We start from the raw sequence: 14,096 nt of genomic DNA, 5'->3' as shown, positions 1-14,096 counted from the left end.
AGTCAAGAGTGCGGCCACGCCGTATAGGCTAAACGTCTACTCTGTGCCGGATATTCCCCTGATTTCCGGCGAATAGATTGCCGGCACGCATCAAATACAATCATAAATTGAGATCGCATTGTCAGGAGCCATCGTCTTCCTGCAGGAATTGACGAACGACCACCGCCTGATTCCGGTCCCGGTCCGTAGCGGAGAACAACAGCGTCAGAGGTCCTTTCCTGGCCGCCGCCCTCAATTGTTCGAGCCATTCTTCACGGCCGGCCAGTTCCTCCCGGTATCGCTGACGAAACGTTTCCCAGCGCCCGGGCTCGTGGGCATACCATTTGCGCAATTCATGACTGGGGCCGATCTCCGGCATCCATGCGTCAAGTGCTGCGCGTTCCTTGCTGATACCACGCGGCCATAGACGATCAATCAGGACCCGCGTCCCATCGCTGTTCTCCACCGGGTCATAGATGCGCTTCAGTCGAATATCGGAAATCACCATGACGATCCTCCCGGTAAACCTCTCGCTGCAATCGAGTACACCCCAGGATTGAAAGTCAAGGCAATCCTTTCCAAACCATATCTCAGTAAAGTGCGTATGTGGGGTTGAACCCGTCCCCATAGCCGTCATGGCAACATACAACCTCAACCCTGAACCTCCCGTCGGCCTCCAGGCGACGGGAGGTTTTCTTCATGACCACCCCGTTGCGACAAGATGAGGCTTTGCGTGCGATCCGGACTTGCGCCTATTATGGGCTATGAAAACACAGCAACCCTGGCACACGGCCATCTGGTTCAAACTGGGCGCGGCGACACTGCTCCTGGCTGCATTCACCGGGCTGGCCTTTGCCATGTGGCTGGAAAACGGGGCCGGCATTTTTCTCGCACTCGTCGAGTCCGGGTTGTCCTGGTGCTTTTGACGCCATCTTTCAGCATTTCGTTTCGGGTAAACTTCAATGATGCGATCCATCCTCATCGGCATCCTGGCGGTCATGGCCGTCGGCGTCGGGCTCCTCACATTCCAGTGGTATCAAAAGCAGAATTCGGGCGAAGCCTTCGGTGTGCCGTTCGAACTGGTCGATCAGGATGGCAATCCGATCACTGAAGCCGCCTTCAGGGGCGGACCGCGAGTCGTCTTCTTCGGTTTTACCCATTGCCCGGAAGTGTGCCCGACCACCCTCTTCGAGCTCGATGGCTATCTCGAAGAACTCGGTGAGGAAGCCGCCGACATCAAACCCTATTTCGTCTCCATTGATCCGGAGCGCGATACGCCTGCAGTCATGAAAACCTATCTGTCGAACTTCTCCGACCGCATCACCGGCATCACCGGTGATCCGGAAAAGGTTGCGGCCATGGCCAAGGGGTTTTCCATCTATGTACGCAAGGTTGAGCTCGAGGATGGCGACTACACGATGGATCACACGGCCTCGATCCTGCTGCTCGACAGCGATGGCGACTTTTTCGGCACGATCGCCTATGAAGAAAACAGTGAAACCGCCATCGCCAAGCTGAAGCGTCTGGCAAACGAAACCTGACACCGGAAATTCATGGGCCAGACACGACTTTTCCTGACGGCGCCGCGCGAGCAGGCCGAATCGATCTTTTCTATTCTCGACGCGCATTTTGAAGATGACGGGCTGCCGATCAGCATATTCGAGCCGGAGGAAGACAGCGGTATCTTCCAGATCTCGATTTACACCGAAGACGACGCCGACAGCCTGGAACAGCGGGTGCTGGAAAGCCTTGCAGACGTTTCGCCCCTTCCTCCGCTGGAGCGGGAGGACGTTCCGGAGATCGACTGGGTCAGTCATTCTCTGGAGGGGCTGCGCCCGGTTCGCGTCGGCCGCTTTCTGGTTCACGGCAGCCATGACCGGCATTTGCAGCGCATCGGCGACATCGCGATAGAAATCGATGCCGGCCTCGCCTTTGGCACGGGCCATCACGGAACGACCGCTGGCTGCCTCAGCGCGCTTGCCGATATCCTGAAGAGCGAACAGCCGCGCAACGCACTGGACCTGGGCACCGGCAGTGCCGTTCTGGCCATTGCAATTGCCAGGAGCGCCCGCATTCCGGTTCTGGCGACCGACATCGACCCCGTGGCCACCGAAGTCGCCAGATCGAACGTCCGTCTCAATGGCGTTACCGGTCTGGTGGACACACACACGGCGTCCGGTTTCCACCACAGTGTTTTCGCCCGCAAGAAGCCCTTCGACCTGATCGTCGCCAATATCCTTGCCCGTCCGCTGATGGCGCTCGCACCGGCGATGGCGCAGCACCTCACGCCCGGTGGCTCACTCGTATTGTCGGGCATTCTGGAGCGTCAGAGGCGCGCGGTCGTGGCAGCCTATGGCGGACAGGGTTTCCGCCATGTGCGCACGCAGGCGCGCGAAGGCTGGGTCACCATTCATATGAAGCGCTGACGGAGCGCAGCGCCTGCACAAACAAAAAACCCCGAAAGCAGAGCTTTCGGGGTTTTGACAGAAACGCCGTCCAGCGGATCAGAACATGTGTGAAACGCTGCGGCTGCGCTTGAGTTCATCACGGTTGTAGCCGTGCGCGCGCAGGGTTTCGTCGTCCAGCATCAGAAGCGCGCCGTTGACATAGCTCCGGACCTGCTTCTGACGAGCTTCGATCAGCGCGTCGAATGCGCCGCGGAAAAAGCCACGCTTTTGGGCCATCTGATATCTCCTTGAATGTTTGCAACGGAAGTACCGTTGTCCATGGCCCTATAAATAAGCCCGCGAAGCCCATGCAACCAGCGCGGATTGCGCATGGCTACCATCTGTTTTTGCATTGCAGCAAATCAATTGTGCAGTGCAATATAAGCGTTCTGTTGTCGGAAAGACGTTCCGCTTCCTGAGACCATGCTATAGGTTCGGGCCGATTTTCAGACGAAGCGGCAAGATTCCATGTTTCAATCTTTTGACGTTACCGCCGACCCGAGCCAGGGCATCACGCGCGTTGGCCAACTGCGCAAGGCGCTGGCGAAAGCGAGCCTCGACGGCTATCTGGTTCCCCGCGCAGACGAACATCAGGGCGAATATGTCGCCCCGTCCTCCGAGCGGCTTGCGTGGCTGACGGGCTTCACCGGATCGGCAGGCGCAGCACTGGTCCTCAAAGATCGTGCCATTCTCTTCGTCGACGGCCGCTACACCCTTCAGGCGGTCGAGCAGACCGATCCATCGATCTTCACCGTTGAAAGCCTGATAGACACCCCGCCGCGCGAATGGATCGCCAGGAACGCACCCACGGGCAGCCGCATCGGTTTTGATCCATGGCTGCACACCGTCGCCGAGCTGCGGGCCCTGCGCGACAAAGCCAGGGCGCGCAGCATCGAGCTCGTTCCGGTAGACGACAACATGATCGACGGCATCTGGGAGGATCGCCCCTCTCCACCGCTGGCACAGGCCCGCATTCAGTCAAAGGATTATGCCGGAGAGCTCGCCACCGCAAAGCTGGAACGCATGGCGAAGGCCATCCGCGAAGCCAGTGCCGACTGCACCGTCCTCACCGACCCGTCATCGATTGCCTGGGCGTTCAACATTCGTGGACAGGATGTGCCGCATACGCCACTGGCCCTTGGCTTCGCCATTCTCCCCGTGGACGGGCGCCCGCTGCTTTTCCTCGACAGACGCAAGCTCGACCGTGAAACCGAGGCCTATCTGACACAGCTCGCCGATCTCAAGGCGCCATCCACACTGGAGGCAGAGCTTTCCCGCTGCGCAAAGAGCACCGGGTCGATCGGACTTGATCCCTCGCTTGCTGCAGAACGTCTGCGACTGGTTGTGGAAGAAGCCGGTGGAACCGTCACCGATCTTGACGATCCCGCCCGCCTCCCCCGGGCAGTCAAAAACGCAACTGAGCTTGAGGGCGCGCGCACCGCCCATCGCCGGGACGGCGTTGCCATGGTCCGTTTTCTCTCATGGCTCGACCGGCAGGAGCCGGGCACGGCTGACGAGATCAGCGCGGTGCGAAAACTGGAGGAAAGCCGGGCCGAGACGGGGCAGAGCCTGCAGATGCCTCTGCGCGACATTTCCTTCGATACGATCTCCGGCGCGGGTCCCAATGGTGCGATCATCCATTATCGCGTGACGACGAAGACCAACCGTACGCTGGCCGCAGACGAGCTCTATCTGGTCGATTCCGGCGCACAGTATGACGATGGAACCACAGACATCACCCGGACGGTCATCATCGGCCGTCCAGGCGACGAGATGCGCGAGCGCTACACACGGGTTCTGAAGGGTCTCATCGCGCTCTCCACCATACGCTTTCCCAAAGGCACGCGCGGCATGGACCTCGACCCGTTCGCCCGCCACGCCTTATGGCAGGCAGGTCTCGACTATGCGCATGGCACCGGCCACGGTGTCGGTTCCTATCTTGCCGTCCATGAAGGCCCTCAGCGCATCGCCAAAACAGGAACGCAGGTTCTGGAAGCAGGCATGATCCTGTCCAACGAACCCGGCTACTACAAGCCCGGCAGCTATGGGATCCGGCTTGAGAACCTGATCGTCGTGGAGCCGGCCTCCCCAATTCCCGGCGGAGAGGTCGACATGCATGGTTTCGAGACGCTGACGCTCTGCCCCTTCGACCGCCGCCTGATCGACACCGGGCTGCTGTCACCGCAGGAGCGCGGCTGGCTCGACACCTATCATGCCCGCGTGCGTGAAACGCTTGCACCGCTGCTCGACGGTGAAACGCTCGACTGGCTCGAAAAGGCAACGGCCCCGTTGGACTGACGACGCCTTACTGACCGGTGAGGTGGCGGAGCAGAATGAGCACCGCTGCCGCGGAGAGGAACATCGGCATCATGCCGCCGGCAACAAGCGAGACGACGACGCCGGTCGCCAGCGCGGCGATTTCGGGTATGCCGCCATTCATCGCCGCCGGCGCCACCAGCGTGGTCAGAACGGCGGCGGGAACGGCGTTCAGCCCGGCCTCGACCCGCGGATGAATGCGCTCGAACCGCGACAGCACCATGTGGCCACCGATGCGCGTCAGGAAGGTCAGCACCGCGCCGGCAAGTATGATCCAGACCGTCGTGCTCATGAGCCCTCCTCACGCCCGCGCGCGTTCGGTGCCATGACGGCTGCCAGCGCCACACCCGCTATGGCGCCGATGGAAACATGCCAGGGAGAGCCGACCGTGGAATAGGCAAGCATGGAAACCGCCGCGCTCATCAGCACGACCGGTAGCCAGAACGAGCGCCTGCGAAAGCTCATGACGAGGCCAAGGAAATAGATCGGCAGCAAGAAGTCGATGCCAAGCGCATGCGCATCGGGCAGAAGATTGCCGAACAGCGCTCCGAGCCAGCCTTCCACCACCCAGCAGAGATAAAGCGGCAGCGCCGCTCCCATATACCAGCCGAACGTGATCCTGCCATGCGTTTCGCTGCGCCGCTCGGCCTCGGCGAAAACTGGATCGGCCAGAAGAAAGAAACCCAGCAGCCGCTGCACCGGCCCCCAGTGGGCAATGCGCCGGCCGGTGGTGGCCGAGTAGAGAACGTGACGGAAATTGACGGCAAGGATCGACAGCACAATCAGCCACGGCGCAACCTTCTGGCCGAAGAGATCGATCCCCACCATCTGGCTGGCGCCCGCGAATACGGTAGCGCTCATCAACACGGCTTCAAACACGGTCAGACCGTTCTCGACCGCCAGCGCACCGAACAGAAAGCCGAACGGCAACGCCGCGACCACCACGGGCACGCTATCGCGCACCCCTTGCGCAAAATCGCGCGGGCGCGCGCTTTCCTTGGCAATGTCGGCAGTCATCATCCCTCCAGAGGCCTGCAACCTAAAGCACTTCCAGGAAAAGTGGGAACCCGCTTTCCGTCCGGAATTGCGTAAAAAATAACAAGATCGAGCGCTTTCTCGCTTCGATGAAAGTGAATGAGCTGTAGGTCAACAGGACTGACCAGTCACATGAATTCCGTTGAGCCACGCATCAGCGGCAGTTTACGCCCCCACCCGCTCGAACCAGGCGTCCTCGTCGATAACCTCCACGCCGAGATCCGCGGCCTTCTTGAGTTTTGATCCCGCACCGGGCCCGGCAACCACCAGATCCGTCTTCTTGGACACGGACCCTGCCACCTTCGCCCCCAGTCGTTCGGCCATGGCCTTGGCTTCATCGCGCGACATGCGCTCCAGCGCGCCGGTAAACACGATGGTCTTGCCGGCAACGGGCGAATCCATCGTCGGCCGTTCCGCCTCCTGCACATCGATTTCGCCCGCCAGCGCCTCGACCAGTTCGCGATTGTGCGCCTCGCCGAAATAGTGTGCCAGCGAATCGATCACCGCATCGCCGATGTCGTCCAGCGCGTCCATCTCCTCGCGCGCTTGCGTGTCGCCATTGGCCACCGCCAGCACGGCATCGTGGAACTCCTGCCAGGAGCCATAGGCCCGCGCCAGCGTCTTCGCCGTCTGCTCGCCCACATGGCGAATGCCGAGCGCATAGATGACCCGCTCCAGCGCGATGGAGCGCCGCGCCTCGATGGCATCGAACAGATTGGCGGCCGAGGTCGCGCCCCACCCTTCCTTGTCCTTCAGCTTCTTGAGATTGTCGGCATCGCGTCTTGCGAGCGTGAAAATATCGCCCGGCGCCTTCACCGGCAGATCGGGATCGTTGAAGAAGAACTCGATCTGCTTGTCGCCCAGCCCGTCAATGTCGAAGGCGCGCCGCGACACGAAGTGGCGCAGATGCTCGACCCGCTGGAACGGGCAGGCAAATTCGCCTGAACAGCGCCGCACCACGCCCTCCGCACCAGAGCCTATCCCCTCACGCACCACAGGCGTCTTCAGTTCGCACGGGCACACACTGGGAAACTCGAAGGCCTGCGCATCCGCCGGTCGCTTCTCCTCGATCACACCGAGGATCTGCGGGATCACATCGCCCGCGCGCTGAACCGTCACCGTGTCGCCGATCATTACGCCGAGCCGTTCGATCTCTTCGGCATTGTGCAGCGTTGCATTGGTCACCACCACACCGCCCACCGTGACGGGCTCGAGCCGCGCAACAGGCGTCAGCGCGCCCGTGCGGCCCACCTGAATGTCGATCCCGTTCAGAATGGTCGTCGCCTTCTCGGCAGGAAATTTGTGGGCGATCGCCCAGCGCGGGCTGCGCGACACGAAGCCCAGCCGCTGCTGCAGCGCCAGATCGTCCACCTTGTAGACCACGCCATCGATGTCATAGGGCAGCGTCGCCCGCCTTTCCTCGATCATGCGGTATTGCGCCAGAAGCGCCTCCGCGCTCTCGCACCGCTTCATCAGATCGTTGACGCGAAAGCCATAGCGCTCCAGCGCCGCCACCATGCCCGTCTGCGTGTCGGACGGCATGTCGGAGACCTCACCCCAGGCATAGGCGAAGAATTTGAGCGGCCGTGCCGCCGTCACGGAGGAATCGAGCTGGCGCAGCGAGCCCGCCGCCGTGTTGCGCGGGTTCACATAGGTCTGCTTGCCCGCTTCCTCCTGCCTCTTGTTAAGCGCGAAAAAGTCGGCATGGGTCATGTAGACCTCGCCGCGCACCTCGATCACCTCGGGCGGCTCTCCATCGAGCACATTGGGAATATCCGTCACGGCCCGCGCATTGGCAGTCACGTTCTCGCCTTCCTGCCCGTCTCCCCGGGTCGCTGCCGAAACGAGACGCCCCTTTTCGTAGCGCAGGGAAAGCGAAAGACCGTCGATCTTCGGCTCGGCCGTCATCGCCACCGGCGCATCCGCGTCGAGTTTCAGATAGCGGCGGATGCGCGCCACGAAATCGACCACATCCTCATCGGAAAACGCGTTGTCGAGCGAAAGCATCGGCACCTTGTGCCGCACCTTCTCGAACTTCTCCGAAACGGGCGCCCCCACACGCCGGGAAGGCGAATCCGCCCGCACCAGTTCGGGAAAGCGCTGCTCGATGGCCAGATTGCGCCGCCGCAGCGCATCATACTCCGCATCCGAAATCGTCGGCGCGTCTTCGGCATGATAGCGTTTGTCGTGCCCGGCAATCTCCTGAGCGAGCTTTTCAAGCTCGTCCCTGGCTTGGGCTTCCGTCAAACTGTCAACGGCTTGCTTGGCTTTGGGCATGACAACATATCCGGATGTGAACTGGAGCGCAGTTTAGTCTATCCGCGCGCGGTTTTGGCAGCCGTCTTTTTACGCGGCTCATCCCTGCTGACAAGGCCAGCCAAAAGCCCTTGAACAGGAACCGTTCAGGAAACGGCCTCGCTGCCCCTGAGAAGTCGCTGGGCGGCAGCGCGCGCCTCGTCGGTCACGGTCGCACCTGCCAGCATGCGGGCAATCTCTTCCTGCCTGGCATCGGTGTCCATGACCGAAACCCCGGTGGCAACCCGGTCGGTGCCGCCGCTCTTGGCGATGAGATAGTGCGTGCCTGCGCGCGCGGCCACCTGTGGCGCATGGGTCACCGAAAGCACCTGGATACGCTCGGCGAGTCGCGCGAGGCGCTGCCCGATGGCATCCGCCACGGCACCGCCGACACCCGTATCGATCTCGTCGAACACCAGCGTTGGCGCTGATCCGCGATCCGCCAGCACCACCTTGAGTGCGAGAAGAAAGCGCGAGAGCTCGCCGCCGGAGGCCACCTTCATCATCGGCCCTGCCCGCGTGCCGGGGTTGGTGCGCACCCAGAACTCCACATGGTCGATGCCTTCCTCGCCGCGGTCGTCGGCTTCCGTGGCAATCTCGACTATGAACTCCGCGCGCTCGAGCTTCAGGGCCGGCAGCTCAGCCATCACCGCCCTGCTGAGAGAGGCTGCTGTCTCGCGGCGCAATTGCGACAGCTCCGCCGCCGCAGCGTCATAAGTGCCGACTGCCGCCCTGGCCTCCTGCTCCAGCACCGCCAGCCGCTCTTCGCCAGCGTCCAGCTCATCCAGATCGCCCACCATGCGGGCGCAGAGCTCGGCGAGGTCGTCCACCTGCACATTGTGTTTGCGGGCAACGGCGCGCAGCGCAAAAAGCCGCTCTTCCGTGTCTTCCAGACGCTGCGGATCGAATTCCGTAGCCCGCATCGCCTCATCCACGGCAGATTGAGCGGCATCGAGCGAAAGCAGGGCCGAATCAAGCGGCTCGATGATCCCGTCCAGCAGACCAGGCGCATCCTGCGCCTTGCGCTGCAGCCGGCGCAAAAGGCTCGAAAGCTGCGACACCGGCGAGGCGTTGCCGGACAGCACCTCCTGCGCATCTGAAATATCGCTGGCGATCTTTTCCGCACGCATCATCCCTGCGCGCTCCTCGGCCAGCACCGCTTCTTCATCAGGCCGCGGGTCGAGCTTGGAAAGCTCCTCGACCGAAGCCCTCAGAAAATCGGCCTCCCGCGCTGCCGCGTCCACACGCGCCCTGTGCCGCGCCAGATCCTGCTCGCATTTGCGCAGGTCGCGCCATGCAAGCCGCACCCGCGCGACAGCCTCACCATGCCCGCCGAAAGCATCGAGGAGATCGCGGTGAATACCTGCGTCCACCAGCGCGCGCTCGTCATGCTGCCCGTGGATCTCCACGAGCTGGCGTCCCACCTGCCGCATCAGCGCCACGCTGGAGGGTTGATCGTTGATGAAGACGCGCGTGCGCCCGTCGGCGCTCTGCACACGGCGCAGAATGATGTCGCCCTCATCGTCGATCGCGTTCTCCGCCAGCACCGCGCGTACGGGGTGAGAGCCCGGCAGATCGAACACGGCGATAACCTGCCCCTGATCCGCGCCATGGCGCACCAGAGACGCATCGCCGCGCCCGCCAAGCGCCAGCGAAAGAGAATCGAGAAGAATGGATTTGCCGGCACCGGTTTCACCGGTCAGCACCGAGAGCCCCCCGGAGAAATCCATGTCGAGGCGTTCAATCAGGACGATATCGCGGATCGACAGATGAGACAGCATGGTGAGGGTCAGGACCTGTTGATATGGCCGTAATGGTCGGCCTGATTTGTGCGGATACGCGAAGCAAGGCTGCAGGAAGACTTATTGTCTTTCAAGGCCTTGCGACAAAGTAATCCGTGCAAATAAGGTCGATCCGAAGGACGTTCGATAGACCGGCGACCTGCCGCGTCAAACCCCTTGACCGGGGGGAAGCCCCTGCTCTGCGGGCTTTTCCTTGCATCTCGTGGTCCATCGAACGCCATTGCGACCATATCAACAGGTCCTGACCCTAATGCGTCAGCCGCCCAGAATCGCTGCCCCAGCCTTGGAGATCCACGAACCGGCATTCTCGCGCGGTTCCAGTCCGCCAGACTGCAGCAGGGCGTAGGAGTCCTTGTACCAGTCGCTGTCCGGGAAGTTATGCCCCAGAACGGCAGCGGCCGTCTGCGCTTCCGAGACGAGCCCCATGGCGTAATAGGATTCCGTCAGACGTGCCAGCGCTTCCTCGACATGGCGCGTGTTGGGATAGCTCTCCACCACACCACGGAAACGGCGCACGGCGGCAACATACTCGCGGCGCTCGAGATAATAGCGTCCGATCTGCATTTCCTTGCCTGCGAGCTGGTCGCGGGCGAAGCGGATCTTGGCCTGCGCATCCTCGACATACTCGGAATCGGGCCAGCGCTGCACCACCTCTTCCATCGCTTCCAGCGTACGGCGTGCCTCGCGCTGATCCTGCGTCACGTCGCGAATCTGGCGGAAATAGCTCAGTCCCACGAGATACTGCGCATAGGCAGCATCGTCCGTGGTGGGATAAAGCGCCACATAGCGCTTGCCGCCATTGATCGCTTCATCGTAGTTGCCCTGCCGATAGTTGGCGAAGGTGTTCATCACCATCGCCTTGCGGGCATACTCTGAATAGGGATGCTGCCTGTCGATGGATTCGAATTTCGCGCTCGCCTCTTTCAGGCGGCCTGCATTCATGTTCGCCAGTGCCTGATTGTAAAGCACGTCAGCCGGATCGGTCTGCTCGACATAGGTCGACAGGTCCAGATCCTTCTCCGCATTGCACGCAGAAAGAAGAAGCGAAACGCCAAGCACCGAAGCTGTCGTAACGGCAGCTCTGCCTGCTCTGGTCATGCCGGCAACAAAAGTTGAACGCATTTCGCCTCTCACAAACGGAAAATCGATTTCGGAACGCAGTCATAGAGCATATGACCGCCACGCGGCAACGCTATTGCCCGCCAATCGTACAATTTTGTGGCGTCTGGCGAGGAAAGCCCGTTCGCAACCGCAGTAGAACGTGGCTTTCAGAGCGTCCAGGGCGCATAGACCGGCGCGCTCACGGCCACCATTTCCGCCCGACGCCCCTGCTCGCGGCGCGTCGTCTCGACGATCTCATAGGCAGAACGGTCGGTCAGGAGATGGCGCAGCGCCGCTGCATTGAGCCGGTGCCCGCCGCGATAGGAACGGAAGCAGCCGATGAAGCGCGCGCCTGCAAGAGCCAGATCGCCAACTGCGTCGAGCATCTTGTGGCGGACGAACTCGTCGGAATAACGCAGGCCTTCCATATTGATGACCTTGTGGTCTTCGCCAATCACGACCGAGTTCTCCAGAGAAGAGCCCAGCGCATAGCCGGCAGCCCACAACCGTTCGACATCCTTGATGAAACCGAACGTGCGTGCGCGCGCAACCTCCTGCCGGAAGTTGGCTGCATTGAGATCGAGGCCGAGCGACTGACGGCCAATGGCCGGCGTGTCGAAGTCGATTTCGACCTCGAAGCGCGTTCCGTCATAAGGGCGGAATTCCGCCCATGAGCCGCCATTGTCGATCCGCACGGGCTTCACGACGCGGATATAGCGCCGCTTGATGGGGAGCGTGGCAATACCCGCCTGCTCGAACGCGTCGACAAAACCAATGGCGCTGCCGTCGAGAACAGGTACCTCGCTTCCATCGATTTCGATCGCAACATTGTCGATGCCGACAGCCAGAAGGGCAGCCATAAGGTGTTCGACGGTTGCGACGAACTCGCCGCGTGCATCACCAAGGGCAGTACAGAGATCGGTCTGGCAGACCTCGGAAGCGAGCGCGCGAATCACACGGCCGGTACCGGCCTCATCGATTCGCTGGAAAACGACACCCGTGTCGGGCTCGGCAGGGGAGAAATGAATGGAGACGGGCTTGCCGCTATGGACACCGATGCCCGAGAGCGAGCAGCGCGCTTTGAGTGTCGTCTGATATTCGAGCAAAATGGTCCCCGTGTGCTCTTCAAGGCCTGCGCTGTTTCAGCGCCAGCGTGTCCAACGTTTCAGGACGACACCCCCAAAATGCGTCCCACACCCCACCTTTAATCGCAACGAAAGATAATGTTGCCGAATACAGACTCCAAATCACGGTTTCTTACTCGATGTTACGGCATAAGAAAAATACGAATGTCGTATAACTTTCTGAATTATTTACGGAATTTTAACAAAAAGGGGGATGCGTCGCATCCCCCCATCGAACATATGTAACCGATTCTATTGCCCGGAGCATCGGACCTGAAAGTGGAAGCGCTCTAGTTGGCTTGCCGGCGAAGGAACGCGGGAATCTCCAGGTGATCGTCTTCCTGCACATTGCGCGGCTGTGTGGTGAGACGGCCGTGCTCATCCAGGCGTCCCTGACGCGGTGCGTAGAGCTGCCCCTCGTTTTCGGGCGTGCGGCGCGGCTGAGGCGTCGCCTGACGCAGCTTCGGCTCACGCGGCTGCTCCACATAGCCCTGCTCGCCGTCGCGGCGGGAAAGACCGTGCGTAAGCCGCTTGATGAGCCCCATCGGACCGCGATCCTCATGTTCCTGCGTCTTGGCTTCCATCTCGGCCTTCACAACCGGCGGGAAGTCTTCCACACGCGGCATGCGCGGCGCGGAAAGCTGCTCTTCCTCAACCCGCGCCTGCTGCTGCGGTGGCTGGGACTGAACCTGCTCAGCTGCCGGAGCGGCCGGAGCCGGCCTGGGTGCCGGTGCAGGGGTACGCGGAGCCGGCTGAACCGGCTGGGCACCACGGAAAAGCGAGCTCTGCGGCTGGAAACCGCCATTGGTCGCCGCCGGGCGCGGCGCAGGCGCTGGAGCCGGCGTGGGCTCCGATGCCACACGTTCTGCCTGGCGAATCGCGTCTGCGACCGGATCGGTAGCGACAGGCTGCGGCTTAGCTTCGACGGCGGCTGCCGCCGGGCGCTGGGTTTCGATGGCACGGGGCTGCTGCACCGGGCGCGTCGCGGTAGCGGGTGCGGAAATCTCCGCTGCGGATTTGTCGATGCCAGTCGCCACCACCGAGACGCGGATAACGCCTTCCAGGTCCTCGTCGAAGGTCGCGCCGAGAATGATGTTCGCGTCCGGGTCCACTTCCTCGCGGATGCGGGTTGCTGCCTCGTCCACCTCGAACAGGGTCAGGTCGCGACCGCCGGTGATCGAGATCAGAAGGCCGCGCGCGCCCTTCATGGAGCTCTCGTCCAGCAGCGGGTTGGCGATGGCAGCTTCGGCAGCGGCCATGGCGCGGCCCTCGCCGGAAGCCTCGCCCGTACCCATCATGGCCTTGCCCATCTCGCGCATCACCGAGCGAACGTCGGCGAAGTCGAGGTTGATCAGGCCTTCCTTGACCATCAGGTCGGTGATGCAGGCGACACCCGAATAGAGCACCTGGTCGGCCATCGCGAAAGCGTCGGCGAAGGTGGTCTTGTCGTTGGCGATGCGGAAGAGGTTCTGGTTCGGGATGACGATCAGCGTGTCGACGCACTTCTGCAGCTCCTCGATGCCGGCTTCCGCCGTCTTCATGCGGCGCTGGCCTTCGAAGTGGAACGGCTTGGTGACGACGCCAACGGTCAGGATGCCCTTTTCGCGGGCAGCGCGCGCCACAACGGGCGCAGCACCCGTGCCGGTGCCGCCGCCCATGCCGGCGGTCACGAAGCACATATGGGTCGAGGACAGGTGATCGACCAGCTCGTCGATGCATTCTTCGGCGGCGGCCTTGCCGACTTCCGGCTGCGAGCCGGCACCCAGTCCCTCGGTTACGGCAGCGCCGAGCTGGATCAGGCGCTCGGCCTTGGACTGGGTCAGCGCCTGTGCGTCGGTATTGGCGACGACGAACTCGACGCCCCGCAGGCCCGCATTGATCATGTTGTTGACGGCATTGCCGCCCCCGCCCCCGACACCGAACACGGTGATGCGTGGCTTCAGCTCGGTAATATCCGGCTTCTGCAGATTGATAGTCATTGTCCTCGTCCTTTCCGC

The 14,096-nt window shown here is 62.0% G+C and carries 13 protein-coding genes; 4 read left to right on the top strand and 9 right to left on the bottom strand.

Annotated elements, in window-relative coordinates:
• Window positions 1-121: 121 nt before the first annotated feature.
• Window positions 122-487: a DUF488 domain-containing protein gene (locus KUG85_RS00555; protein WP_065815354.1), complete on the bottom strand. Its 366-nt coding sequence runs from the start codon at window positions 485-487 to the stop codon at window positions 122-124.
• A gap of 256 nt (window positions 488-743) precedes the next feature.
• Here KUG85_RS00555 and KUG85_RS00550 point away from each other — a divergent pair, with 256 nt between their 5' ends.
• From KUG85_RS00550 to KUG85_RS00540, 3 genes are read left to right on the top strand one after another with little or no spacing between them, the layout of a single operon-like run.
• Entirely contained in the window at window positions 744-905 is a 162-nt protein-coding gene (locus KUG85_RS00550) for a hypothetical protein (protein ID WP_162829773.1), read from the top strand.
• A 36-nt stretch (window positions 906-941) separates the two neighbouring features.
• On the top strand, window positions 942-1,520 hold the full coding sequence (locus tag KUG85_RS00545) for an SCO family protein (protein WP_272491810.1): 579 nt from the start codon (window positions 942-944) through the stop codon (window positions 1,518-1,520).
• Window positions 1,521-1,532: 12 nt separating this feature from the next.
• Entirely contained in the window at window positions 1,533-2,405 is an 873-nt protein-coding gene (locus tag KUG85_RS00540; RefSeq protein WP_223003791.1) for a 50S ribosomal protein L11 methyltransferase, read from the top strand.
• A 78-nt stretch (window positions 2,406-2,483) separates the two neighbouring features.
• On the opposite strand, the gene KUG85_RS00535 is transcribed toward KUG85_RS00540, so the two are convergent.
• On the bottom strand, window positions 2,484-2,663 hold the full coding sequence (locus KUG85_RS00535; RefSeq protein ID WP_007007727.1) for a hypothetical protein: 180 nt from the start codon (window positions 2,661-2,663) through the stop codon (window positions 2,484-2,486).
• A gap of 231 nt (window positions 2,664-2,894) precedes the next feature.
• Between KUG85_RS00535 and KUG85_RS00530 the strand changes: the two genes are divergently transcribed.
• Window positions 2,895-4,724, top strand: a complete 1,830-nt coding sequence (locus tag KUG85_RS00530) for an aminopeptidase P family protein (protein ID WP_223003790.1) — start codon at window positions 2,895-2,897, stop codon at window positions 4,722-4,724.
• Between the two features lie 7 nt (window positions 4,725-4,731).
• On the opposite strand, the gene KUG85_RS00525 is transcribed toward KUG85_RS00530, so the two are convergent.
• From KUG85_RS00525 to ftsZ, 7 genes are all read right to left on the bottom strand, one after another.
• Window positions 4,732-5,034 (bottom strand): AzlD family protein, encoded by a 303-nt coding sequence (locus KUG85_RS00525; protein WP_065814960.1) that lies wholly within the window; start codon window positions 5,032-5,034, stop codon window positions 4,732-4,734.
• Window positions 5,031-5,759: an AzlC family ABC transporter permease gene (locus KUG85_RS00520; RefSeq protein WP_007007724.1), complete on the bottom strand. Its 729-nt coding sequence runs from the start codon at window positions 5,757-5,759 to the stop codon at window positions 5,031-5,033. The genes KUG85_RS00525 and KUG85_RS00520 overlap by 4 nt, the downstream gene beginning before the upstream one ends.
• Before the next feature lie 183 nt (window positions 5,760-5,942).
• Window positions 5,943-8,054, bottom strand: coding sequence for an NAD-dependent DNA ligase LigA (ligA, locus tag KUG85_RS00515; protein WP_223003789.1), 2,112 nt, complete (start codon window positions 8,052-8,054; stop codon window positions 5,943-5,945).
• A gap of 125 nt (window positions 8,055-8,179) precedes the next feature.
• A complete protein-coding gene (gene recN, locus KUG85_RS00510) occupies window positions 8,180-9,853 on the bottom strand; it encodes a DNA repair protein RecN (protein ID WP_065814958.1) in 1,674 nt (557 codons plus the stop codon).
• Between the two features lie 276 nt (window positions 9,854-10,129).
• Window positions 10,130-10,972, bottom strand: a complete 843-nt coding sequence (locus KUG85_RS00505) for an outer membrane protein assembly factor BamD (protein WP_245291743.1) — start codon at window positions 10,970-10,972, stop codon at window positions 10,130-10,132.
• A 170-nt stretch (window positions 10,973-11,142) separates the two neighbouring features.
• On the bottom strand, window positions 11,143-12,081 hold the full coding sequence (gene lpxC / locus KUG85_RS00500) for a UDP-3-O-acyl-N-acetylglucosamine deacetylase (protein ID WP_065814956.1): 939 nt from the start codon (window positions 12,079-12,081) through the stop codon (window positions 11,143-11,145).
• A 308-nt stretch (window positions 12,082-12,389) separates the two neighbouring features.
• Window positions 12,390-14,078 carry a cell division protein FtsZ gene (gene ftsZ, locus KUG85_RS00495; RefSeq protein ID WP_223003788.1) on the bottom strand — a complete coding sequence of 563 codons (1,689 nt, stop codon included), beginning with the start codon at window positions 14,076-14,078 and terminating at the stop codon, window positions 12,390-12,392.
• Window positions 14,079-14,096 lie beyond the last annotated feature (18 nt).

It is taken from the genome of Nitratireductor rhodophyticola (assembly GCF_019891355.1).
In the GTDB taxonomy this organism is placed as follows: Bacteria; Pseudomonadota; Alphaproteobacteria; order Rhizobiales; family Rhizobiaceae; genus Nitratireductor; species Nitratireductor rhodophyticola.
This window is presented reverse-complemented; position numbering and strand designations above follow the sequence as displayed.